This window comes from Acidovorax sp. FG48, assembly GCF_057809085.1.
The window spans coordinates 1-23,817 of record NZ_JBMDJH010000033.1 but is presented as its reverse complement, the minus strand read 5'-3'; the positions used below and the strand labels follow the sequence as shown (position 1 = coordinate 23,817).

At 61.3% G+C, this 23,817-nt stretch carries 26 protein-coding genes; 6 read left to right on the top strand and 20 right to left on the bottom strand.

Annotated features, from left to right (window positions below; all coding sequences use genetic code 11):
• From ACODSU_RS24610 to ACODSU_RS24600, 3 genes are all read left to right on the top strand, one after another.
• The coding region (locus ACODSU_RS24610; RefSeq protein ID WP_488845512.1) for a hypothetical protein at positions 1-235 on the top strand (235 nt) is incomplete at its 5' end.
• A gap of 9 nt (positions 236-244) precedes the next feature.
• Positions 245-1,342 carry a bifunctional diaminohydroxyphosphoribosylaminopyrimidine deaminase/5-amino-6-(5-phosphoribosylamino)uracil reductase RibD gene (gene ribD / locus ACODSU_RS24605; protein WP_488845510.1) on the top strand — a complete coding sequence of 366 codons (1,098 nt, stop codon included), beginning with the start codon at positions 245-247 and terminating at the stop codon, positions 1,340-1,342.
• A 125-nt stretch (positions 1,343-1,467) separates the two neighbouring features.
• Positions 1,468-3,369, top strand: coding sequence for an ATP-binding cassette domain-containing protein (locus ACODSU_RS24600; RefSeq protein WP_488845508.1), 1,902 nt, complete (start codon positions 1,468-1,470; stop codon positions 3,367-3,369).
• Positions 3,370-3,442: 73 nt separating this feature from the next.
• Here the strand turns inward: ACODSU_RS24600 and ACODSU_RS24595 are convergent, their stop codons facing one another.
• The 7 genes from ACODSU_RS24595 to ACODSU_RS24565 form a co-directional block, all read right to left on the bottom strand.
• A complete protein-coding gene (locus ACODSU_RS24595) occupies positions 3,443-4,549 on the bottom strand; it encodes a protein-glutamate methylesterase/protein-glutamine glutaminase (protein ID WP_488845507.1) in 1,107 nt (368 codons plus the stop codon).
• 15 nt (positions 4,550-4,564) lie between these two features.
• On the bottom strand, positions 4,565-5,314 hold the full coding sequence (cheD, locus tag ACODSU_RS24590) for a chemoreceptor glutamine deamidase CheD (RefSeq protein ID WP_015015792.1): 750 nt from the start codon (positions 5,312-5,314) through the stop codon (positions 4,565-4,567).
• A 30-nt stretch (positions 5,315-5,344) separates the two neighbouring features.
• Positions 5,345-6,250, bottom strand: coding sequence for a CheR family methyltransferase (locus ACODSU_RS24585; RefSeq protein ID WP_476018246.1), 906 nt, complete (start codon positions 6,248-6,250; stop codon positions 5,345-5,347).
• Between the two features lie 103 nt (positions 6,251-6,353).
• Positions 6,354-6,842, bottom strand: a complete 489-nt coding sequence (locus ACODSU_RS24580; protein ID WP_015015794.1) for a chemotaxis protein CheW — start codon at positions 6,840-6,842, stop codon at positions 6,354-6,356.
• Positions 6,843-6,896: 54 nt separating this feature from the next.
• Complete coding sequence (locus ACODSU_RS24575; RefSeq protein WP_488845504.1) at positions 6,897-9,041, bottom strand: chemotaxis protein CheA; 2,145 nt, start codon at positions 9,039-9,041, stop codon at positions 6,897-6,899.
• Positions 9,042-9,081: 40 nt separating this feature from the next.
• Entirely contained in the window at positions 9,082-9,444 is a 363-nt protein-coding gene (locus ACODSU_RS24570; RefSeq protein ID WP_015015796.1) for a response regulator, read from the bottom strand.
• A gap of 49 nt (positions 9,445-9,493) precedes the next feature.
• Entirely contained in the window at positions 9,494-9,940 is a 447-nt protein-coding gene (locus ACODSU_RS24565; protein WP_056065760.1) for a hypothetical protein, read from the bottom strand.
• A 188-nt stretch (positions 9,941-10,128) separates the two neighbouring features.
• On the opposite strand from ACODSU_RS24565, the gene ACODSU_RS24560 reads away from it, so the two are divergent.
• Together ACODSU_RS24560 and ACODSU_RS24555 are read left to right on the top strand one after the other, a co-directional pair.
• Positions 10,129-11,238, top strand: a complete 1,110-nt coding sequence (locus tag ACODSU_RS24560; protein ID WP_488845502.1) for a hybrid sensor histidine kinase/response regulator — start codon at positions 10,129-10,131, stop codon at positions 11,236-11,238.
• Positions 11,235-11,864, top strand: a complete 630-nt coding sequence (locus ACODSU_RS24555; protein ID WP_015015799.1) for a response regulator — start codon at positions 11,235-11,237, stop codon at positions 11,862-11,864. Before ACODSU_RS24560 ends, ACODSU_RS24555 begins: the two co-directional genes overlap by 4 nt.
• Before the next feature lie 9 nt (positions 11,865-11,873).
• Here the strand turns inward: ACODSU_RS24555 and fliR are convergent, their stop codons facing one another.
• The 13 genes from fliR to fliF form a co-directional block, all read right to left on the bottom strand.
• Positions 11,874-12,644, bottom strand: a complete 771-nt coding sequence (gene fliR / locus ACODSU_RS24550; protein ID WP_488845500.1) for a flagellar biosynthetic protein FliR — start codon at positions 12,642-12,644, stop codon at positions 11,874-11,876.
• A 126-nt stretch (positions 12,645-12,770) separates the two neighbouring features.
• Positions 12,771-13,040, bottom strand: a complete 270-nt coding sequence (gene fliQ / locus ACODSU_RS24545; RefSeq protein ID WP_015015801.1) for a flagellar biosynthesis protein FliQ — start codon at positions 13,038-13,040, stop codon at positions 12,771-12,773.
• Between the two features lie 11 nt (positions 13,041-13,051).
• Entirely contained in the window at positions 13,052-13,765 is a 714-nt protein-coding gene (fliP, locus tag ACODSU_RS24540; RefSeq protein WP_488845518.1) for a flagellar type III secretion system pore protein FliP, read from the bottom strand.
• 70 nt (positions 13,766-13,835) lie between these two features.
• Positions 13,836-14,201, bottom strand: a complete 366-nt coding sequence (locus tag ACODSU_RS24535) for a FliO/MopB family protein (RefSeq protein ID WP_488845498.1) — start codon at positions 14,199-14,201, stop codon at positions 13,836-13,838.
• A 7-nt stretch (positions 14,202-14,208) separates the two neighbouring features.
• A complete protein-coding gene (gene fliN, locus ACODSU_RS24530; protein ID WP_015015804.1) occupies positions 14,209-14,649 on the bottom strand; it encodes a flagellar motor switch protein FliN in 441 nt (146 codons plus the stop codon).
• A complete protein-coding gene (gene fliM / locus ACODSU_RS24525) occupies positions 14,639-15,643 on the bottom strand; it encodes a flagellar motor switch protein FliM (protein ID WP_015015805.1) in 1,005 nt (334 codons plus the stop codon). The genes fliN and fliM overlap by 11 nt, the downstream gene beginning before the upstream one ends.
• Before the next feature lie 22 nt (positions 15,644-15,665).
• On the bottom strand, positions 15,666-16,259 hold the full coding sequence (locus tag ACODSU_RS24520) for a flagellar basal body-associated FliL family protein (RefSeq protein ID WP_488845495.1): 594 nt from the start codon (positions 16,257-16,259) through the stop codon (positions 15,666-15,668).
• 178 nt (positions 16,260-16,437) lie between these two features.
• A complete protein-coding gene (locus ACODSU_RS24515) occupies positions 16,438-17,862 on the bottom strand; it encodes a flagellar hook-length control protein FliK (protein ID WP_488845516.1) in 1,425 nt (474 codons plus the stop codon).
• A gap of 2 nt (positions 17,863-17,864) precedes the next feature.
• Positions 17,865-18,314: a flagellar export protein FliJ gene (locus ACODSU_RS24510; protein ID WP_488845493.1), complete on the bottom strand. Its 450-nt coding sequence runs from the start codon at positions 18,312-18,314 to the stop codon at positions 17,865-17,867.
• A 21-nt stretch (positions 18,315-18,335) separates the two neighbouring features.
• Positions 18,336-19,730 (bottom strand): flagellar protein export ATPase FliI, encoded by a 1,395-nt coding sequence (gene fliI / locus ACODSU_RS24505; protein ID WP_209820634.1) that lies wholly within the window; start codon positions 19,728-19,730, stop codon positions 18,336-18,338.
• Positions 19,720-20,454, bottom strand: a complete 735-nt coding sequence (locus ACODSU_RS24500) for a FliH/SctL family protein (protein ID WP_488845514.1) — start codon at positions 20,452-20,454, stop codon at positions 19,720-19,722. The genes fliI and ACODSU_RS24500 overlap by 11 nt, the downstream gene beginning before the upstream one ends.
• Positions 20,441-21,436: a flagellar motor switch protein FliG gene (gene fliG / locus ACODSU_RS24495; protein WP_060984674.1), complete on the bottom strand. Its 996-nt coding sequence runs from the start codon at positions 21,434-21,436 to the stop codon at positions 20,441-20,443. The genes ACODSU_RS24500 and fliG overlap by 14 nt, the downstream gene beginning before the upstream one ends.
• A gap of 21 nt (positions 21,437-21,457) precedes the next feature.
• Complete coding sequence (gene fliF, locus ACODSU_RS24490) at positions 21,458-23,152, bottom strand: flagellar basal-body MS-ring/collar protein FliF (RefSeq protein ID WP_110961910.1); 1,695 nt, start codon at positions 23,150-23,152, stop codon at positions 21,458-21,460.
• 175 nt (positions 23,153-23,327) lie between these two features.
• Here fliF and fliE point away from each other — a divergent pair, with 175 nt between their 5' ends.
• A complete protein-coding gene (gene fliE, locus ACODSU_RS24485; protein WP_015015813.1) occupies positions 23,328-23,639 on the top strand; it encodes a flagellar hook-basal body complex protein FliE in 312 nt (103 codons plus the stop codon).
• Positions 23,640-23,817 lie beyond the last annotated feature (178 nt).

Here is a 23,817-nt window from a genome sequence, read left to right as displayed (position 1 = left end):
AGTAGCGAAGCCCTCGACTATAGCACGCCTCACACCACAGAGCAGGGAAAACCCGTGGATCGAACCAAAAATCAGCGCAAACCACAAACTCAGCAACCAGCAACAGACTCCACAGCGCCTGTTTACCAAGGCGGCGTTCTTTCGGAAGGCGATCCCAGGCGTTGCATCAGTCGCCGCCTACCGGACGTCGCGTAAGCTGCAGTGGCGACAACCCATGCAAGTCGCTATTTCATAGACACCCAACATGACGGATTACACAAAGGCGGCACTAGAGCTCGCCCATGAAGCTCTCTACAGGACATCCCCCAACCCGCGCGTGGGTTGCGTACTCGTCGCCGAGGACGGCACTATCCTTGGCCAAGGGTCCACCCAACGCGCCGGGGGGCCCCATGCTGAGGTAATGGCGCTGCGGGACGCTGAGCAACGAGGCCACTCTCCTCAGGGCGCCACAGCTTACGTCACGCTAGAACCTTGCTCACACCACGGGCGCACAGGTCCTTGCTGCGATGCTCTCATTCAGGCGGATGTCGCCAAGGTCGTCGCATCGATTGCCGACCCTAACCCCGCAGTGGCAGGCAACGGGTTCGCCCGCCTGCGTGCTGCGGGGGTAGCTGTAGAGGTGGGTCCAGGAGCGGAAGCATCCCGAGAGCTGAACCTGGGTTTTTTCAGCCGGATGATTCGAAAGACGCCTTGGGTACGCATGAAGGCGGCCGCCTCGCTCGACGGTGTGACCGCCTTGCACAATGGAGCGAGCCAATGGATCACCGGCCCCGCTGCCCGAGCCGATGGACATGCCTGGCGCGCAAGGGCCTGCGCGGTACTGACGGGTATCGGCACCGTACTCGCCGACAACCCGCGACTGGATGTTCGGGATGTTCCTACCGAGCGACAACCTGCCCTTGTGCTGGTCGACAGCGCATTGGCGGTCCCCCTGGACGCCTTGCTTTTTGGGGCAAGCCGGCGGACCTATATCTATACAGCAGTTGCCAACGAAGAGAGGCGCAGCGCGCTAGAAGCCTTGGGCGCAACAGTGATCACCATGCCGAACAAGGCCGGCAAGGTGGATTTGCCCGCGATGCTGCAAGACCTGGGTCGCCGGGAGATCAATGAACTGCATGTAGAAGCGGGATACAAGCTCAATGGCTCATTGCTACGCGAAGGGTTGATCGATGAGCTGCTGGTCTATCTGGCACCCAAGCTGATGGGTGAAGGTATGGGATTGGCACAAATGACTCCCCTGACGTCGCTGGCGGAGGCACATGCCCTCAGCTTCCATTCGGTGGACCGGATCGGGGACGACTTGCGCATCCTTGCTCGCCTGCAGGGGCGCGACCGCTTCTGACGAAAGCTCCACCCAGTTTTTGATTTCAGAACTGGCCTGGTATTGCAGTCCAAACCGTCCAGTGATTAAGCCGTCACAGGCTGGTGTGCCTCCCCGCTGAGGCGCGGCACGGATAATCCGGCCCTATGGCACTTATCACCTTACTGGACGCCCAACTCGCATTTGGGCATGTTGCACTGCTGGATCACGCCGGCTTTTCCCTGGAGACCGCTGAGCGGGTAGGCCTGATTGGCCGCAATGGCGCAGGGAAGTCTTCCCTTCTCAAAATACTGGGAGGGCTTGCCAAACCGGACGATGGCTCGCTGCAAGTTCAACAGGGGGTACGCATTGCCTTCGTCGCACAAGAGCCAACGCTGGACCCAAGTGCCACCATTTTCAAAGCAGCCTCTGAAGGGCTGCAGCGCGTGATTGCCATACGCGATCAATATCTATCTGGAGCGGATGGCCTGGATCTGGACGCTTTGCAATCAGAGATCGAGGCCTACGATGCCTGGAACTGGGAGCAGCGCGTAGAAGAGACCCTGCAGAGACTGCACCTGGACCCTGAAGCCGTAGTGGGCACACTCTCGGGTGGTACCAAAAAACGCGTGGCGCTGGCACAGGCGTTGGTGGCACGCCCTGACGTGTTGCTGCTGGACGAGCCCACCAACCACCTGGATCTGGATTCCATCGAGTGGCTGGAAGACCTGTTGCTGGACTTCCCGGGCAGCGTCGTGACCATCACCCACGACCGGTCGTTCCTTGACCGTGTAGCCACCCGCATCGTGGAGCTGGACCGCGGTCAGCTGCGCTCCTACCCAGGTAACTTTGCCCAGTACCAGATCCAGAAAGAGGAGCAACTGGCACAGGAGGCGGTGATCGCCGCCAAGGCCGACAAGCTGCTGGCACAAGAAGAAGTGTGGATTCGGCGCGGTGTGGAAGCGCGCCGTACCCGCAGCCAGAGCCGCGTCAGCCGCCTGGAGCAGTTGCGCGCCCGACGGGAGGCCCGCCGCGAAGTCGTGGGCAGTGTCCGCATGGATGTCGCGACCGGTAGTTCCAACGGGTACCAGGGCAAGATCGTGGCTGAACTGCAAGGGGTGAGCAAAGCCTTTGGGGACAAAACCATCGTCCACAACTTTTCCGGGACGATCCTGCGCGGGGACAAGGTAGGCCTGATCGGCCCGAACGGCGCAGGCAAAACCACGCTGCTCAAAATGATCCTGGGCGAGCTGCAGGCCGACAAAGGCACTATCCGGCAGGGAGCCAACCTGCAGGTCGCCTACTTTGACCAGATGCGCCATGCCGTGAACCTCGACGCCACGCTGGAAGACTTCATCAGCCCAGGCAGCGAATGGATCGAGATCGGCAACCAGCGCAAGCACGTCAAGAGCTATCTGAGCGACTTTCTGTTCTCCCCCGCGCGCGCCCACTCGCCGGTGCGATCACTGTCCGGCGGGGAACGCAACCGTCTGCTGCTCGCCCGGCTGTTCGCCCGGCCTGCCAATGTGCTGGTGCTGGATGAACCCACGAACGATCTGGACATCGACACCCTGGACCTGCTGGAAGAACTGCTCGCCAACTACGAAGGCACGGTGTTCTTGGTCAGCCATGACCGCACCTTCCTGGACAACGTGGTGACCAGCACCCTCGCCTTTGAAGGCAACGGCCTGTGGCGCGAGTACGAAGGCGGCGTGCAAGACTGGCTGCTGCAATCCAAGCGCAGCCGGACACTTCAAACCGGTGCCGCGGCGCCTGCCAAACCGTCCACCCCGGAAATTTCAGACAAAAACCCACTGGAGCGCACATCGAATAAGCCTGTGCAGCTATCAAAAAAGAAGCTTAGCTACAAGGAGCAGCGCGAACTGGAGCAACTGCCCGACTTGATCAGTGCGCTGGAGGCTGAGCAGAAGACCCTCCAGGACGCGCTGGCCGACGGGTCACTCTTTGGCACGGATCCGGCGCGCGCAGCCGCCATGACCAGCCGCGCTGCCGCCATCGACGAAGAGCTGATGACGGCGTTGGAGCGCTGGACGGCACTCTCTGAATAGTGAGCCTCTGCCCCCCAACGTCAAGTAAAGGGGGCGGGGATTGCCAAGCCCCGTCAAGAGCGGGCGACGGTCCTCAGATGCGATGGTGCAAACGGTCCGTGGTTCCGCGCAACCGGGCGATCAACGCTGGGGCGATCTGCCCCAACGGCAACACCTCATCGGCCGCGCCATGTGCAATGGCCTCGCGCGGCATGCCAAACACGATGCAGGTTGCTTCGTCTTGCACGTAGTTGTAGCTGCCCGCGTCTTTCATCTCCCGCATGGCCACCGCGCCGTCATTGCCCATGCCCGTGAGCATGATGCCAAACGCGTTGCGCCCCACCACCGCCGCAGCGGACTTGAAGAGCACCTCGACCGAGGGCTTGTGGCGATTGACCGGTGGGCCATCGTCCACCACCGCCACATAGTTGGCGCCACTGCGGGCCACATGGAACTGGGTTCCGCCCGGCGCGATGTAGGCGTGGCCCGGCAGAATGCGCTCGCCATTCACCGCCTCCTTGACGGTGATCTGGCACAACCCGTTCAAACGGGCCGCAAAACTGGTGGTGAACCCGGGTGGCATGTGCTGCGTGATGACAATCGCGGGTGAATCCGCAGGCATCTGGACCAGCACCTCCTTGATGGCCTCTGTGCCCCCGGTGGATGCGCCGATGCAGATGAGCTTTTCGGTGGAAAGACGCCCCAGCAGACCCGCAGCCGGTGCGGCATGAGCGACTGCTGCGCCTCCCGCCGAACCTGCTGCTGGGGCTGCATCACGCGCCGGGGCGCGGCGCACCTGCGCCACAGCAGCAACGCGGATCTTGTCCACAATCTGCGCCGCCAAATCATTGAGCCCGCTGGCGAGCCCCACGCGCGGCTTGGCCACAAAGTCCACAGCGCCCAACTCCAACGCCTTCATGGTGACCTCCGCGCCACGCTCGGTGAGTGTGGAGATCATCACCACCGGCGTGGGCCGCAGGCGCATGAGTCGCCCCAGAAAATCGATGCCATCCATGCGCGGCATCTCGACATCCAGGGTGATGACATCCGGATCCAGTTCGCGAATCATCTCGCGCGCCACCAGGGGGTCATTGGCCGTCCCAATGCACTCCATGTCCCGCTGGCGATTGATGATCTCTGACAGCAGACTGCGGACCAACGCCGAATCGTCCACCACGATCACCCGGATTTTCCTGCTCATTCACTCCAACCTTTATCAAAACAGATCCACAGAACCACCCGATGTGGTCTTGGCCACGGTGGCCGCGTTGCCCCGGACCTCCTGGGCCACGAGTGCTTCGGGATGGGCATGTGCCAGCCGCTTCACCATCGCCTTGCCGGTCACCGGAAAGAAAACCACCTTGCGCGGGTAGATGTCCAGCACGTCCTCGGAGACGATGGGAATGCGCTCGGTGTGCAGATAGTTCAACACAAAATTCGTATTGCGCTCACCCACGTTCATGGTGGTGAAGTTGTGCATCACCTGGGCACCGCCAAAGATCTTGGCCTGCATGGTTTCGCGGCGGGCCCCCAGCTTGAGCATTTCGTTGATCAACAACTCCATCGCATAGGAGCCATAACGCCCCGATGCATCCGCCAGGTCGCCGTCAGGCAGCATGAAATGGTTCATCCCTCCCACGCGCGCGCGACTGTCCCAGAGACAGGCGGCGATGCAGGAACCGAGCACGGTCATGATGACCATGTTCTCATCCGACACGAAGTACTCGCCCGGAAGCACTTTCACAGCGTTGTGCTGGAAGTGGTGATCGAGATAGAAAAACGAGGCCTCCCCCGGCTTGCGGCTGCGGGCCTTGAGTTCCTGTAGCGACGACTCCCTTGCGGGCCCATTGCCTGATGCGTAGATGTCCGCGCTCAACGGTGCGATGCGCGGAGCACGGCGTCTTTCGGCCGTGCCGGGCACCGCTGGAGCACTGGAAAGGGATGAACCTGTGGGAATGTTGGTCATGGGTGCAATGTGCAGGACAACATGGACAGGTCAGCGGCGCTCGTACACCGTCTTGCCACGCAGGGTGAACAGATCTTTGGACTCGCTGAAGTTCTCCGCGTGCCCCACAAACAGCATGCCACCCGGCTTGAGCACGCGGTGGATCCTTTCGAGCACGCGCCGCTGTGTGGGGGCATCAAAGTAAATCATCACGTTGCGGCAGAACACCACGTCAAAAGGCTCCTTGAACGGCCAATCGTCGCGGATGAGGTTCACGCTCATGAAGTCGATGGCGCGCCGCAACTCCGGCTTGGCGCGGACCATGCCCGCGTTCCCGCCTTTGCCTTTGAGAAAGAATTTCTGCAGACGCTCCGGACTCAAACCCTTGACGCTGTCGAGCCGGTACACGCCCTGCGCCGCAGTGGCCAGCACACGCGAATCAATATCACTGGCTGTCAACTTGAAAGAGGCGTTGGCGCCCAGCGCCTCCAAAGCGGTGATCACGATGGAATACGGCTCTTCGCCCGTGGAGGCCGCGTTGCACCAGACCCGCCAGTTGGCGGATGGCTTGGAGCGCAGATGCGACGCAAAAATCTCGAAATGATGCTGCTCGCGAAAGAATGCCGTGAGGTTGGTGGTCAGCGCATTCACGAACTCCTGCCACTCTGGCCCGTCGTGGGTCTCCAGCCAGCTCAGGTAGTCATGAAAGCTGGTGTGCCCCGTATCGCGCAGCCGCCGCGACAGGCGGCTGTAGACCATGGCGTGCTTGCCATCGTGCAAGCTGATGCCAGCGCGCTGATAGATCAGCGCCTGCACACGGGCAAAGTCTGCATTGGTCCAGACAAATTCACGCCCCTGGGCCAAAGGGCCAGAGGGCGCCGCCGCTGCGGCATGTGCAGGATCTACCCTGGCTGGGCCTGACCGGACTGACGCCGAAGCACTGGTGGTTTGGGCCATATTGATCGTCCGAGGGGAAGTCCTGTTCGCTCCAAAAGGTCTGCAAGCCTTGCTCACAGCCTGAGGTGCGCCTGCGCCACCACGGGCTGCTGACTGCGGCGCCTTACTCGTTGGCGGTGACCAGACCCATGTCCACGCTGGACATGAGCTTTTCAATATCCAGCAAGATCAGCATGCGCTCGCCCACGGACCCCAGGCCCAGGATGCAGCTGTTGTCGATCGCGCTCTCGATATCGGGGGCCGACCGGATGCTCTCTGGCGTCAACTCCATCACATCGCTCACCGAGTCCACCACGATGCCTACCACCCGGTTGCGCAGGTTGAGGATGATGACCACCGTGAAACTGTTGTAGTCCGCCTGCGCACAGTTGAACTTGATGCGCATGTCCACGATAGGAACAATCGTGCCGCGCAAATTGACCACGCCCTTGATGAAGTCCGGAGCGTTCGCAATGCGGGTCGGAGGTTCGTAGCCGCGGATTTCCTGCACCTTCAGGATGTCGATGCCGTACTCTTCCTGGTCGAGGCGGAACGTCAGATATTCACGCGCCCCCGTGGGTGCCGCGTCTGCAGTTTTACCGATCACACTCATGGTGCATTCTCCTTTCATGGCGGCGCAGCGCCTTTGAGGCGCTCACACCTGTATCTAGTGGCGCGCCCGGCGCACCAAACCACCCGTGTCCAAAATCAAGGCCACGGTGCCGTCACCCAAAATGGTGGCGCCCGACACATTGGGCACCTTGCGATAGTTCGACTCCAGGTTCTTGACGACCACCTGGTGCTGGCCCAGCAACTCATCCACCAGCAAGGCCACACGGCTTCCGTCCGCCTCAACCACCACCATGATGTTGCTGGATTTGTTGAGGTCAAAGCGCGGAACCTGGAAAATCTTCTCCAGCGCGATGACAGGCATGTATTCGTCGCGCACCTTGACCAGCTGCGAGCCTTGCGCCACGGTGCTGACATCGTCCGCATTGACCTGGAACGATTCCACCACCGACGACAGGGGAAGGATGTACACCTCTTCGCCCACGCCCACCGACATGCCATCCATGATGGCGAGCGTCAGCGGAAGGCGCACGGACACCTTCATGCCGTAGCCCTCTGCCGAATCGATCTCCACCGAGCCATTGAGCGCTGCAATATTGCGTTTGACCACGTCCATGCCGACACCACGACCGGACACATCCGTCACCTCATCGGCGGTGGAGAAGCCTGGAGCAAAAATCAGCTGCCAGACGTCGGCATCGCTCATCTGATCGGACACCTCAATGCCGCGCTCTTGGGCCTTGCTGAGAATCTTCTCGCGCGACAGGCCACGGCCATCGTCACGCACCTCGATCACGATCGACCCCCCTTGATGCGACGCCGACAAGGTGATGGTGCCGTGCTCAGACTTGCCCTTGGCCAGACGATCGGCCGGCATTTCGATACCGTGATCACAGCTGTTGCGCACCAGGTGGGTCAGCGGGTCGGTGATCTTTTCGACCAGGCCCTTGTCCAATTCGGTGGCTTCACCCAGGGTCACCAGTTCCACCTTCTTGCCCAGCTTGTTCGCCAGATCGCGCAGCATGCGTGGGAAGCGGCTGAAAACGATGGACATTGGAATCATGCGGATCGACATCACCGACTCTTGCAAGTCGCGTGTGTTGCGATCCAGATCGGCCAGCCCGGCCAGCAATTGCTGATAGGCCCCAGCATCGAGGCCCCGACTGTTCTGCGCCAGCATGGCCTGCGTGATCACCAGTTCACCCACCAGGTTGATCAGTTGATCGACCTTCTTCACATCCACGCGGATGGTGGTGGACTCCATCTGCGCCTGCATCGCCACCTTGGGCTCGGCGCTCGCCTTGGGGGCAGCTTTGGGAGCCTGTGCGACAGGCGCGTGAGCGGCCGCTGCAGCCTCACCATGGGGCGCGCCGGGAGCGCCATTGAAGAATCCGTAAGGCGCCTCGCCCCCGGAGGTATCTACGGCAACCACCGGCTCGTCGTCTGCCTCTGCAGCGGCAGCCTCGCCAGAGGCGGCTGCGTCACGAATCAGCACCTGCTCTTTGGCAACATGGAACGCAAACAGGTCCAGTAAATCGTCGTTGGTGGATGTCGTTTCCACCGCAAAGACCCGCGTATTGGCTTGGCTGCCCGGAACATCGCGGATCGCCCCCAGACCGGGGATATCTCTGAACAACTCTTTGATCGCATCGGCCTGCTCAGGACGGTCCAGGGGGCCGATCTGGATTTCCAGCTGCCGCGCCTGCCCTGGCAAAGCAGGCGCAGAAGCCTTGGGTGCGGGAGCCGGGGCGACCGCGACAGGCGCGGGCGCAGTAGGAGGCGGAGGAGCAGCCACAGGCGCGGCGTCGTCGGGGACCAAACCCGCAGCCAGATCACTGATGCGACGCACCAAGGAGGTGGTGGAAACCGCCTCACCCTGCCCACCCGCCTGATGCCGTGCCAGCAGGCTGCGCGAAGCATCCGCAGATTCCAGCAAAACATCCACCATCTGAGGGATGGGTTGCAATTCATGACGGCGCAGGCGATCGAGCAGAGACTCCATCTGATGGGTCAGTTCGGCCACATCCGAAAACCCGAAAGTGGCGGAGCCGCCTTTGATCGAGTGAGCGCAGCGGAAGATGCCGTTGAGCTCTTCGTCGTTGGCACTGCTCAGGTCCAGATTCAAGAGCATCTGCTCCATCTGGTCGAGGTTCTCACCCGCTTCCTCGAAAAAGATCTGATAAAACTGGCTGAGGTCGAAGTCAGCGCCTCCACCTGATCCTTCTTGGTAGGTTTCCGCCATGGTGGGCTCCTGTGTACTAAATGATCTCAGTCAACCCGGCTCAGCGGATCACTTTCTGGATGACTTCGATCAGGCGATTCGGATCAAAAGGTTTCACCAGCCATCCTGTGGCGCCCGCCGTGCGGCCCGCCTGCTTCATCTGATCGCTCGACTCTGTCGTCAGGATCAGGATAGGAATGGTCTTGAATTTAGGGTGCTCGCGCAATTTGCGGGTCAACCCGATGCCATCCAGGCGCGGCATGTTCTGGTCAGCCAGCACCAAGTCGATGTTGTGCGTCTCAGCCTTTTCGAGGGCATCTTGCCCATCCACTGCCTCCACGACGTGATAGCCGGCACCAGTCAGGGTGAACGACACCATTTTGCGCATGGAAGGTGAATCATCAACGGCAAGGATCGATTGCATGTATGGCTCCAACTGACTTGAATATATAAGGTAACCAGTGATGTGAACGTCAGAACAGGTCCACCGAACCTGCATCCATCTCGCTTTGGGTGACAGGGTTCGGCCTGTCGGGCGCCATCTCTGCAAAGGGCGCGGCATCTTCACCTTCTTCGTGCCCCATGGCTTCCGAGGCCAGGCGGAAGGCACAGCCTTGTAATACCTTGGTGGTGTGCCATATCAGCTGGGAGGCCATGTCCTGGAACTGCAGCTCGGTCACCGCGCTGCGCAGCGCTGTCCGTGCGGCCACCAGCTCTGGTGAATCGGCCACCACGGCGTCTGTCAACATGGCGTTTGCCTCACCAAACCGCTCCAGCAGATTGTCGGTGGCATGGTTCAGCAAGCCTTCCAGGCGGTGCAAGTCATGCATCACGACCAGCAAGGAGTCCTGCAGCTCTGCCGCCACCATGACGGGAACCTGGACAGCAGGTCCTCCAGGCGTTGTTAGCGTAGATTGCATCGTTTCTCCATCGCAGCACGTAGCAGCAAAACACGCAAATACACAGGACTACGATAAATGCATCAGTAACCTGCCAAGGCCTCCGTGCAAACCGGAGCATCCGCGACCATTGGACGCTGACGCCCCAACCCTCCCAACCGGACAAACACCCTTGTTTGTTCCAATTTGTATCCTATGATAGCGCTCCTATGGGCCTTGCAGCATCAGACCAGACCCTTGAAATCCTGCATCTTGAAGATTCACCGGCCGATCACGAATTGGCGGCGCGTGCTTTGCGTCGATCCGGTCTTCAATGCCGCCTCCAGCGGGTGGACACTCTTGCAGAATTCCAAAGACTGATAGATGGCGGCCACTTTGACATCATCCTGGCAGATTACCGCCTGCCCGGCTTCACTGCATTGGATGCATGGGCCCATGTGGCACAAAAGCCGCATCACCCACCGTTTGTGCTGCTGTCGGGCGCCATCGGCGAAGCTGCAGCGGTGGATGCGATGCGGTTGGGGGTGGCGGACTACCTGCTCAAAGACGATATCCAGCGACTACCCCACGTCATTGCCCGGACTTTGGAAGTGCACGAGGCACGCAATGCACGCGAACAGGCCATTGCCGAGCTGGCGATATCACAGCGTCACCTAGCCCAACTGGCCGAGCATCTACAAACATCCATCGAACAAGAGCGCGCCGCCATTGCCCGCGAGATCCACGACGACATTGGCGGTGCACTCACCGCAGTGCGTTTTGACGTGGCATGGATCGGGCGTCACAGCACCGACCCGGTCATGCAAGAACATGCCATATCGGCGGCAGACATGCTGCAACACGCGATTGGTGCCAGCCAGCGGATCATGATGAACCTGCGCCCGCCCATCCTGGAACAAGGGCTGGTAGCGGCTGTCCAGTGGCTGGCTTCCAGCTTTGAGCGCAGGACCGGCATTCCCACGAAACTGCAGAGCAGCAGCGACACCATCGACAGCCCTCCCGAGATTCAGCTGGTGGCCTATCGCACGGCCCAGGAGGCACTGACCAATATCTCCAAGCACGCACAGCCTGGAAAAGTGGACATTGAGCTGTCTGATAAGGAAGGCGTTCTGACCCTGGAAGTCGCGGATAACGGCCGTGGCATGGATGCCACAGTTCGCGACAAACCCAAGGCCTTCGGTCTCAAGGGCCTCCAGGAGCGCGCACGTACCGTAGGGGGTTGGCTGGATATCAGCAGTCGTCCGGGTCAGGGCACATCGGTCATCCTCTCGGTACCGCTACCATCTCCAGACACATCCGCATCAGGGGACGCTCAGTGATTCATGTCGTCTTGTGCGACGACCATGCCGTTTTGCGGCGTGGCATTCGCGACACGCTTGCCGAAGCACCGGACATTCAGGTGACTGGCGAAGCAGGCGGGTACTCCGAGCTGCGGGAAGTTCTGCGCACAGCCGCCTGCGATGTTTTGCTGCTCGACCTGAACATGCCTGGCCGCAGCGGGCTGGAAGTATTGGCCAGCCTGCGCGAAACCCATTCCACCATCAAAGTGCTGGTGGTGTCGATGTACCCCGAGGACCAATACGCATTGCGCTGCCTCAAGGCAGGCGCCCAAGGCTACGCCAACAAGGCTGGCGACCCGGTGGAGCTGATTGCGGCTGTACGCACGGTGATGCAAGGGCGCAAGTACCTCACCGCCGAAGTGGCCCAGATGCTGGCCGACAGCCTGGCCCAGCCCACGCCCGAGGCCCCCCACGCGGCACTGTCAGAACGCGAATTGCAGACCTTGGTCAAGATCGCCTCCGGCCGGCGCTTGTCCGACATTGCCGAAGAATTGATGCTGAGCCCCAAAACGGTGAGCGTGTACCGTTCACGGGTTCTCGAAAAATTGAAGCTCTCAAACAACGCGGAACTGACGGTCTACGCGATCCGCAACCAGCTGGTGTAGCTGGATTGACTACCTGCCGGCAGAGAACAGATCCACAGCCTGCTGCATCAACGCCAACACCGGTTGCTCGAGCATCGGCAGTGTTGCTGCAATCCCCAGCATCCCCACCGTGAGCGTGACGGGGAAGCCCACTGCGTAGATATTCATTTGCGGCGCCACGCGCGAAATGATGCCCATGGTCAGGTTGACGAACAGCAGCAGCGCGATCATGGGCATGGCAATCCAGAGAGCACTGGAAAACAGAGAAGCCCCCAGTTCATGCAAGCGCATCTGCCCGAGCGCCTGCAAAAAATTGCCATCCACAGGAAAGCGGTCAAAACTCTTGACCACAGCCATCAAGATCAACAAGTGGCCATTGATGACAATGAACAGCAGCATGGACATATGACCAAAAAAACGAGCCACGGCACTGATCTGTCCGTTGGAGGTAGGGTCAAAGAACGAAGCGAAGTTGAGCCCCATCTGCAGCCCAATGATTTCCCCAGCCAGCTCGACCGCCGTGAACACGAGGCGGACCGAAAAGCCAATCGCCAGCCCCACGGCCACCTGCTGCGCCACCGTGCCTAGCGCCTCACGACCGTTCACGCTGATGACGGGCTGCTCACCCAGAACACCTTGCGCGCAGAGCGCCACCAAGAACGCCAAGCCAATCTTCACCCGCATGGGGACGACGCGCATGGAGAAAACCGGAGCCACGGCGAACAAAGCGAGCACGCGCAAAAAGGGCCATAAAACGGGGGACAGCCACGCCATGATCTGCGCCTCGGAGAAGGTAATCACGCCCATCCTCCCAAGATCGGGCTACGGCGCATGACAGGCCCAGTTGCCACAGTCCCCCGCGCCGGACTCCGACACAAAGAGCCCACTGTAATCCATAGGCAACCCGGTGCCTCCATTGGCATGACGCTATCCGATCATGGACGGTATCGATTCGATCGTCCTGCGGATGAAGTCCACCAGGGTACTGAGCATCCAGGGCCCCGCAATCGCAAATACCACCATGGCCGCAATCAGCTTGGGCACAAAGGCCAGCGTTGCTTCATGAATCTGCGTGACCGCCTGAAAGATACTGACCAACAAGCCCACCGCCATGACCACCCCCAGCACAGGCATGGAAATCATCAGCAGCAAGGTGAGGGCATCACGCCCAATCGTCAGCACCATTTGTGAAGTCATGGCGGAATCCCTCAGGTGACGAAGCTGGCGGCCAAAGAGCCGATCAGCAGGTTCCAGCCATCTGCCAGAACAAACAGCATGAGCTTGAACGGCAATGCCACCAGCACCGGCGACAACATCATCATGCCCAGTGACATGAGGATGCTGGACACCACCATGTCGATGACGAGAAACGGGATGAAGATCATGAAACCGATCTGAAATGCCGACTTGAGCTCACTGGTCACAAAGGCCGGCACCAACACACGAATAGGCGCAGTCTCGGCCGTCACCTTTGGGTCCAGGCGCGCGAGCCGGGAGAACAGCGCAAAGTCCGATTGCCGCGTCTGCTTAAGCATAAAGCTGCGCATGGGCGCCTCCGCCCTCTCCAGTGCCTGCTCAAAGCTGATGGTGTTGTTGGTGTAGGGAACATAGGCGTCTTGGTACACACGATCAAGCGTCGGCCCCATCACAAAAAAAGTGAGGAACAACGACAGGCCAATGATGACCTGATTGGGCGGCGCCGACTGTGTTCCCAAGGCCTGGCGCAGCAGGGACAACACAATCACGATCCGGGTAAAACCCGTCATCATCAGCAAGATGGCTGGCAGAAAAGACAGTGCCGTAAAAAACAGCAGGGTCTGAATGGGCACCGAGTAGCTGGTTCCAGAGGGCCCACTGCCGACCACCAGCGGCAACGCGCCCGCGTTTTGGGCCCAGACAGAGCCTTGCGCCAACAAGCCCATCACTGCGACTGCCCATGGCCAAGCACGACTCAGCGCCCGCACTCCACGCTTCGCTTGCAAGGAGACCTGCTCACACATGGGCGGACTTTCCGGGGTCAGTCGACGCAACTTGCATCTCCTGGTCAAACGAGGGGCCCGCCGACAGTGACGCCCCCCTCGCTTCCTCAGACAGCTTGCCGACCACGGGTAACACGTGAAGGCAGCTGACCTGTTGTGCAGTCACGCCCAGCACCAACCAGGTTCGCGCGTTTTCAGGGCCCACCTCCACCGTCACGACCCGCTGCTGGGGTCCGACGGCCACCGCAGACACCACACGTGATGCCCCTCCGGCGGCCAGCGCCCCCGAAGACTGGCGCTGCTGCAGCCGACGCACTGCCCAAGGGAGCAACGCCATGGCGCCCACAAACAGCACCACGACCAGCAGCGTCTGGGTCATGCTCCCACTATCCACGGCTCACCCGACGCAAACGTTCCGAGGGGGTGACCACGTCAGTCAGGCGAATACCGAACTTGTCGTTGACCACCACCACTTCGCCTTGGGCGATGAGGTAGCCATTCACAAGCACGTCCATGGGCTCCCCCGCCAACGCATCCAGCTCCACCACAGAGCCTTGCGCCAACTGGAGGATGTACTTGATAGGCACCTTGGTGCGCCCCAGTTCCACGGACAGCTGGACCGGGATGTCCAGCACCATGTTGATGTCGTTGACCGTATCGCCACCCGCGGCGCCGGAAAACGGCCGCACGGGCTCACCAGACAGCGGTCCACCTTGCTCTGCATCGGCAGGCTTTTCGTCCGTGCGCTTCTGCTCTTCCAGCGCCTCGGCCCAACCCGCAAACGGGTCGTCCGCACCAGCATCCTTGTTGTCTTCTTCAGTTGCCATTTTTCTCTCCCAGCCAGCTCATGTCCGACGTACGCAGGCACTCTTCAATGCGGATGGCGTACTTGGAATTGTGGGTTCCATACTGGCATTCAAAAATTGGAACCCCTCCGATGGACGCACGGATGCGGGGCTCACGATCCAGCTCGATGAAGTCACCAGGCTTCATCGCAAGCAATTGCTCCACGGTGGCATCGGCCTTGGCCAGCTCCGCCACCAGCGTGACCTCTGCGGACTGAATTTCGCGCTTGAGCACGTTCACCCAGCGGCGATCGACCTCGATGGAATCGCCCTGTGTGGACGAATACAGCACATCGCGGATCGGCTCCAGCGTGGCATACGGCATGCAGACATGGATCGCACCGGAGAGGTCTCCGATTTCCAGCTGGAACGCCGTGGACACCACAATTTCGCTGGGTGTAGCGATGTTGGCAAACTGGGGCTGCATCTCCGAGCGCTGGTACTCCAGCTCCAGCGGGTAGATGCCCTGCCATGCCTTCTTGTACTCAGCGCAGATCACATCAACCAGCCGGTTGATGACCCGTTGTTCCGTGGGCGAAAAGTCACGCCCCTCGATCCGGGTCTGGAACTTGCCGACACCCCCATACAGCGTGTCGATGATGCCGAACACCAGCGAGGGTTCACACACGATGAGCCCACTGCCACGCAAGGGCCGGATGGCGACAATGTTGAAATTGGTAGGGACCGCCAGCTCGCGCAAAAACGCGCTGTAGCGCTGAACGGACACGGTGCCCACCGATATTTCCGGGCTGCGTCGGATGAAGTTGAACAGGCCGATGCGGAAGTTGCGCGCAAACCGCTCGTTGACGATTTCCATCGTCGGCATGCGGCCACGGACGATGCGCTCCTGGCTGGAAATGTCATAATTGCGGACGGCCCCCGCCTCCGCCACTTCCTCGACGGACTTCTGGCTCTCCCCCGTGACCCCTTCCAGAAGGGCATCGACCTCTTCCTGCGAAAGAAATGAATCACTCATGGCTGGTCCTTAACCCGTGGGCTCATTGGATGATGAAACTCGAAAAGAGCACCCTGCGCACAGGATTGCGCTCGGCACGCTTGCGCGCTGCGGGGCGCTCCTCCGCGTCTCCGTCCTGTTCAGCAGCCGCTGCAGCCTTGGCACGCTCGCGCTCCGACGGCACGGAGTAGCCCAAGGGTCGCGAGACCTCACGCAATATGTCGTTTGCCAGCTTCTCTTTGCCCTCGCGCTGTAGCAGCTCCGAGGAAGAGCGCTGGGACACCAGCATCAAAATGCCGCTGCGAATCGAAGGCAGGTACTGCTTGACCTGCTCTGCAGTTTTGGCGTCATCCACCTCCAAGGTGATGCCAATCTGTGCAAAACGATCCCCCCCTGGGTCCGCCAGATTGACCACCATGTTTTCCATGGGCAGGAAGGTGGGTGCGACTTTGGGCGACTCCTTGTGCGCTGCAGGTGCTCCACCGCCCTCTTCGTCTTCAGCGGCGTGGGACCGGCTGGAGATGAACCATGCGGCCGCCCCCCCTCCAATCACCAGCACAGCCACCACCACACCGATGATGATCAACAGCATCTTCTTGCTCTTGGCGGGTGCTGCTGCGGGAGTATTGGCTGACACGATGGAATTCCTTACGGTATGGAGCAGGTGAAACAGGCACTGTCAAAGTGCGAGTACCACCGGATAGCCCATTATTGGTCGGGGGTGTAACCAATAATAGCCAGAATAAAAGCCCAAAACCATGGCATTCACCGCGCTCGCCGCCCGTGCGAATGGCGAAGGGGACTGCCCCCGCAAATCAAACGAAGATGTCCACCGCGCGGTCCAAAGCCCCACCACCACGTGCCAGAGAGGTGGTACCTGCTGGAACAGCAGACACCACCTGCGCCTGACGCACTCCTTCGCGGGGACGCTGCTGCCCCGTCTCGCTACCACCTTCACTGCCATGTGCCGAAGTGCCTACCGACATGCCAGACAGTACCAAACCCTCGCTGCGCAACAAATCACTCAGCTGCGCCATGCTTTGGTCCAGCAGTTCCCGCGTCTGCTGCTGGTCGCTGCGGAACGACACATGCGCCTCATTGCCCGACAAAGAGACCGACACCTCCACGGGATGGCCGTCGCGCTGCAGCGTCAACTCGGCGTTCTGCGTCTTCTGGTTCACCCAATAGGCCACCTGCTCGGCCACCTGCTCCTCCGTCCCCAAAGCATTAGGGTCAGCCAACGCTGTGGCATCGGTGAAGCTACCGGCGTCCGAAGGTGATGGCCCTGACACGCATTCAGACCAGGCGCCGGCAGTCCCTGCGCCCTCTCCGTTTCCATGAGAACGCCCGCCGGCTGGCGACTCAGCTGCCTGAGCAGATCCGACCATCGCAACCACGCTGTCGGCGAGCGGTGCTGCCACCTCCATGCCGACGACGGAACTTGACTGAGCAATACCCGAACGTTCTATCGTGGTTCCAGCAGGTACACCCATCAAAGCCCGTTCTCCCGTGGAGGCCAACAGTGCAGAAGACGATCCATGCAACTTATTAGCCGGCCCAGTCGCATCCCTCGAGGCGACTGCACCTAAGGAGACCTCCGCTCCCCCAATACCACTGACTCGTTGAGCGTTAGCAGCCTGCATGCGCGAGAAAGCACGTCCGAACCCGCCCAACGTGCCTTGGGAAGGTTGCTCCTTCAGGTCTGCAGACGTGTCCAATTTCGCTGTCTCTGCAACTAGACCTTGGGGAATCTCGCCCAGCAACAGATCATTGAGCGGATTGCCTGGAGAAACTATAAGTCCTTGAGTGCCGTTGAGCGCATTGCCCGGGGAAACCACCAGTCCTTGAGTGACTGACTCCAATACCGCAGCGATGCTCCCCGGGAACGAGTTAGCAGATTGAGGCGCCACCAACGCAGACTGTCCATAGACCGCACTAGGTTGGTTCTGGTTTTGCGTGGGATCAAGCAGGCCTTGCCATGCTGCCCAGGCAGCTGCGCCCGCAGCCGACGATGAGGATGCATCCACGTCATTTTCCGTAGAAGACAAGGGGGCGTCACCCGAACTCTCACCAAGCGTATTACCGTCGACCGCGCCCCCCAACGCCGCCAGCAGAGCCAAAAAGCCACCGCCCGCTGCGGGATCGCCAGCCTCCGCGGTCGCCGGATGAGACGACGATTTCGCGCGGGTGGCGTGGGCGGGCTGGGTGCCCTGCGCGGAAGCTACTTTGGTCGGTTCCATGTTCAATTCTCCTGGCCCGCATTGCGATACTGCAACGCGGCACGCTCGTCGGTTTGTTTTTGATCCCTGCGCTGCTGCTGCAGAGCAAAGTCGTTGCGCCTCTTCTCCACCACCTTGCGCAGGCTGGCTAAGCGAAGCTCGGCATCCAGCAGCGCGCGCTGCGCGGCTTGCACCCGAGTGGATTGATCACCCACCACACCGTTCTGAATGCTGGCTGCATGGCCCAGTCTGTCCATGAACTGGTAGTGGTGGTACATCACTTCGGGCTGCATGGCCGTATCAGCTTTCATGCCCCAGCGTGACTCTGTCTCGCGCGCGTAGTCTTCCAGCTGATAGAGCTGGGCACGCGCCGCCTGCTCGGCAGCCAGCGTGTCCTGCAAAACTTTGCGGGCATCGTCCCGCTTGCGGGAAGCCACTTCGACCGCGACGGAGAGGGCGTTGAGACTGGACATGGCTGCTTACCTTGCCGGCCGTCAATGGTCCAGCACCGCGGCCATGGCGCCTACGCTCTGGTCCATCGACGCTGCCTCAAACATGTCCTGCTGCAGAAAGCCCGCCATCTGCGGCTGCAGGCGAATGGCCTCGTCTAACGCCGGATCGGAGCCGCTCATGTAAGCACCTACCTGCACCAAGTCCCTGCTCTTCTGGTAGCGCGAATACACCGCACGGAATCGCCGCGCCAGATCAAAATGCCCGCGAGACACCACGTTGTGCATCACCCGCGACGCCGATTGCTCGATGTCGATGGCCGGGAAATGCCCGGTCTCTGCCAAAGCCCGTGACAGCACAATGTGCCCGTCCAGAATGGCACGGGCAGCATCCGCGATGGGGTCCTGCTGGTCATCGCCTTCCGACAGCACCGTATAAAACGCCGTGATGGAGCCGACGCCATGCAGGCCGTTGCCGCTGCGCTCCACTAGCTGGGGCAGCTTGGCAAAACAGGACGGCGGATACCCCTTGGTGGCAGGCGGTTCGCCAATGGCCAGTGCAATTTCTCGTTGCGCCATCGCGTAGCGGGTGAGGGAATCCATGAGCAGCAGCACGTGCTGGCCTTTGTCGCGGAAGTGCTCGGCCACGGCAGTGGCGTATGCGGCGCCCTGCATGCGCAACAAAGGCGGCGCATCGGCGGGGGCCGCCACCACCACCGATCGCGCGCGGCCTTCCTCACCAAGAATATCTTCCACGAACTCCTTGACCTCGCGGCCCCGCTCCCCGATGAGTCCGACCACGATCACATCGGCCCGGGTGTAGCGGGCCATCATGCCCAGCAACACACTCTTGCCCACCCCAGAGCCCGCAAACAGCCCCAGGCGCTGACCTCGCCCTACGGTCAGCAGGGCATTGATGGCGCGCACACCAGTATCCAGAGGCTCACGCACCGGGTCCCGGTCCATGGCATTGATCTGCCGCCGCCCCATGGGCTCCGACACGACATCCTGCACCGGCCCGCCATGATCAAGAGGCAGGCCCTGGGCATCCACCACGCGCCCCAGCAATCCATCACCCATGGGCAGACGCAGCACCCCGGCGCGCTGCACAGGCCGGGGAGGCTCGCCCAAACGGGGCATGGGGATGTACGGTGCAGCCGGCACCACACTGGCGCCACTGGACAGCCCATGGATGTCGCCCGCAGGCATCAGAAATGCGCGGTCGGCAGAAAACCCGACCACTTCCGCCAACACCGGCGCATGCCCTGGCATTTGCACCATGCACTGCGAGCCCACGGGCACACGGATGCCCACGGCCTCCAGCACCAGCCCCGTCAACCGAGTGAGCGTGCCGCGCGTCTCCAGCGGCGCACCTTCAGCCACGCGCTCCCGCGCGTCGTCCATGAACCGGGTCCAGGCCGAAGGAGTGTCAATGGTCATCACCATCCCCACCCGCTCCGTCATCCCAAGGCAACTGCAGCCCCAAGGATGCAATGGCACGCTGCCAACGCTTGTCAATGCTGCCATCGACGACGGTGCCCGCAGACTCCACCAGGCAGCCCCCTGGAGGTACGGCGGCATCCGCCATCCATTGCACACCCGGTGCATTGACCTCTTCGCGCAAGGGTTCGGCCATGGCCTCCATGTCTACCGGATTGAGCCGCACCGTGGCAGGGCGCCCCTCGGTCACGAGCATGCCAACAGCCTCTCGCACCACGGGCAACAAGGCATTGGGGTTAACCGACAGTTCCTGGCGTACCACCTGGCGCGCGATGTCGCACGCAAGCTCCAGCACCTGCTGCGCCATCTGTTGCTGCATGTCGATCAGGCTCGCATCGAGCGTTTGCAGCACGCTCTGCAAACGCTGCGCCGCCTCCTGCCCCTGCTGGGCAATGTATTCATCCATGCGGCGCTGCCATTCGAGCGCCGTCTGCGCTTGTCCCTGGGCGAAGCCCTCTGCATACGCATCGTCACAGGCTTGCTGAACGAGGGCCTGCTGCGCCGCTTCATCCAGTTCTGCGGGCAGCTCCGCAACCGGCTCCGGTTCGGGCTCAGGCTCCACCAGGTCGGAGCCATCGACGGCAGAAAACTTCCATTGCTTGAAGTCGCCGACCTCCTCGCTGGGAATGAACCGCGAATACGACCGCTGGTTAGACGAAGGCATCATCACCACCGCCTCCAATCACGATCTGACCTTCATCGGACAGGCGACGCACCGTCTTGAGGATTTCCTTCTGCTGCGCTTCGACCTCGGACAGCCGCATGGGACCCCGCGATTCGAGGTCTTCGCGCAATGCGTCTGCCGCACGCGAAGACATGTTGGACAGGAATTTCTCGCGCAGTTCGGGCACAGCCCCCTTGAGGGCCACGATGAGGGTTTCGGACGCCACTTCCTTGAGCACCGTCTGGATGGCCTTGTCGTCGAGCTTGAGAACGTCCTCGAACACGAACATCTTGTCCATGATCTTCTGGGCCAGGTCGGGGTCGTAGCCTCGAATGGACTCGAGCACCACAGCATCCATGTTGCCGCCCAGCAGGTTGATGATTTCGGCAGCCGCCTTGACGCCGCCCAGCGAGCTCTTGCGGATCTTGTCACCACCGGCCAGCACCTTGAACAACACCTCGTTCAGGTCCTTGAGAGCTGTGGGCTGAATGCCCTCCAACGTGGCCACGCGCAGCAAAATTTCGCTGCGCTGGCGATCTGTGAGGTGCATCAGGATGCCCGAGGCCTGGTCGCTGTCCAGATGGACCAGGATGGCGGCAACGATCTGTGGATGCTCGTTGCGCAACAGCTCAGCCACCGACAGCGGGTCCATCCACTTGAGGCTCTCGATGCCGGAGACATCGCCGCCCTGCAAGATGCGGTCGATGAGCAATCCGGCCTTGTCTTCGCCCAGCGCGCGCTTGAGCACGGCGCGCACATAATTGCCTGTATCCGACACCAGCAGGCTCTGTGCCGCCGCCGCGTTGGAGAACTTGTTGATGACCTCGTCCACCTTCTCGCGCGACACCGTGCGCATGCGCGCGATGGTCTCGCCGAGTTTCTGCACTTCCTTGGGCGAGAAGTGCTTGAAGACTTCTGCCGCCTCCTCCTCGCCAAGTGACATCAGCATGATGGCGGCGTCGTTGAGTCCTTGCTCGTCCATGGTTGTCGTCCAGAATGGGGGTCAGGCGGGATCGCCGTTCAGCCACGTCTTGAGAATGTTCGCCACGGCGACCGGGTTCTCCTTGGCCAGCACGCGGGCGTCTTCCAGGCGCAGCTGTTCCGGGGTCGCAGGCAACACTTCGTCTTTGCGGCTGGGCGCGGCCAAGGCTGGGCGCTCGGGCGTCTCGGCCTCCAGGGCGTCAAGCTGGCCACCCGCCACCGGCTTGGCGGCCGTGGCCTTGGCAGGCGCGGAGCCCTTGAGCGCGGGACGCACCAGCCCCATCAGAACCAGCGCAGCGAACAGAACTGCACCCACCGGCCAGGCAAAGGTCTTGGCCAAGTCCACCACCTCAGGTTGCTTCCACAGCGGGGTGTCCGTCGTTGGCACCGCAGTCACCTGGAACGGTGTATTCATCAGATTCACCGAGTCTCCACGCTCCCGATTGAAGCCAATGGTTTCACGCACCAGAGCGGTCATCTGCTCGATCTGCTCGGGCGTGAGCGCCTTGGTCACGGTCTTGCCCTTGTCCTCGGCCGACTGGTAATTGACCACCACAGCAGCGCTCAGCCGCTTGACGGCACCGGTGCTGCCACGGACCACCTTGACGGTCTTGTCCACTTCGTAGTTAGTGGTGGACTCGCGCTTGTTGGTCTGCTCCTCCGTCCCCTGCTGACCGCCTGCGTTGGGCGCGGGGTTGGCACCGTTGATGGGAGCGGCAGAGGGAGCGGGAGGCTGGTTGGCGACAGCGCCGGGTACGCCCGTGGCTGTCTTTGTCGAGCTGCCGCGACTCTCCAGCACCTGCTGACTGCGCACAGCACTCGAATCCGGCGTCTGGTTGGGGCGGAACTGCTCGGAGGTGGATTCGGTCTGCGAGAAATCCACCTCGGCTGTGACCTGCGCCTTGACGTTGTCGCGGCCGACCACAGGTTCCAGGATGTCCATGATGCGGCGGGAATACTGCTGCTCTAGTTGCTGCACGTACAGCAACTGCTGGGCATTGATTTCAGCGCCGGCCGTGCTGTCGGGCGACTGGGAGAGCAGTTTGCCCGTGTCGTCCAGCACGCTCACGGCGGACGGTGCCAGCTCAGGAACGCTGGAGGCCACCAGATGCACGATGCCCGCGAGCTGCGCGCGATCCAGAATGCGCCCGGGATGCAGACTCACCAACACCGAGGCCGAAGGCTTTTGCTGCTCACGGAAAAAGCCGTTCTGGTTGGGCAAGGCCAGGTGCACACGAGCGCTTTGCACCGACGACAGTGCCTGGATGGACCGGGTGAGTTCCCCTTCCAACCCGCGCTGGAAGTTCAGACGCTCCTGAAACTGCGTCATCCCGAATTTGTTGGACTCCATCAGTTCAAAACCCGCGACGGAGCCCTTGGGCAAACCCTGCGTGGCCAGCCGCAAACGTACATCGTGCACGCGCTCTGCAGGAATCAGGATGGCGCCGCCACCCTCGGAATACTTGTAGGGGACGTTCATCTGGGACAACTGGGCCACCACGGCCCCGCCATCCTTGTCGCCCAGGTTGGAAAACAGCACCCGGTAGTCGGGCTGGCGCCCCATCACGACGGCCGCAACGGCAGCAGCCACCAGCAGCGCCACGCCCGCACCCAGCCGCATGCGCTGTGCCCGGTCGAGGGCGGACAGCCGCTGCAGCCAGTTGGGGCTGGCCGGCGTCGGGAGCGGATTGAGAGGGACTTCAGCAACAGCAGACATCTTGCTTTCCATTAAAGCAGGCCCTGCAACAGACCTAGCGTGGGGTCGATTATTCGGTCACGCCCCCACAATGTTCGCTTGATAAGCCGTCCGTTTGGCCATCTATTCAGCGCGATGCATCCTGGGCCGGTAGCTAGGATACGCAGCATACCGCCATTCCCCTACGGATACCGCCATGGACCTTCGCATCTCCAGCTCAACTGCCCCGCTGACGGGCGCTGGCGTCGCGCGCCGTGCCGCAGCGCCGCAAACCACGGGCAATGAAGTCGGCTTCTCTGGCGCGCTCAAGGGCGCGTTGCAGTCGGTGAGTGCCGCTCAGAACAAGTCTTCAGAGATGCAAAGGGAGGTGCAAATGGAAAACCCCTCCGTGAGCCTGGAAGAAACCATGGTGGCCATCCAGAAGGCGCAAATCGGTTTTCAAGCCACCTTGCACGTGCGCAACCGCATGGTGCAGGCATACACCGACATCATGAACATGCAGGTGTAACAGCTGGCGGGCGCTGTTGCGCCCTCCTGCTAAAAATGCGTGGCACGGTGCTGCGCAGGCACAGCAGCTACTTTTTTGATAGCATTGATGACATATTGCACTAACGCTTAGTGCCAATTTGGCTGGCGGTTTCAACAACGAAGTGCGCCAGTCCCCAGTGTAAGTGGGGTCACTTTGT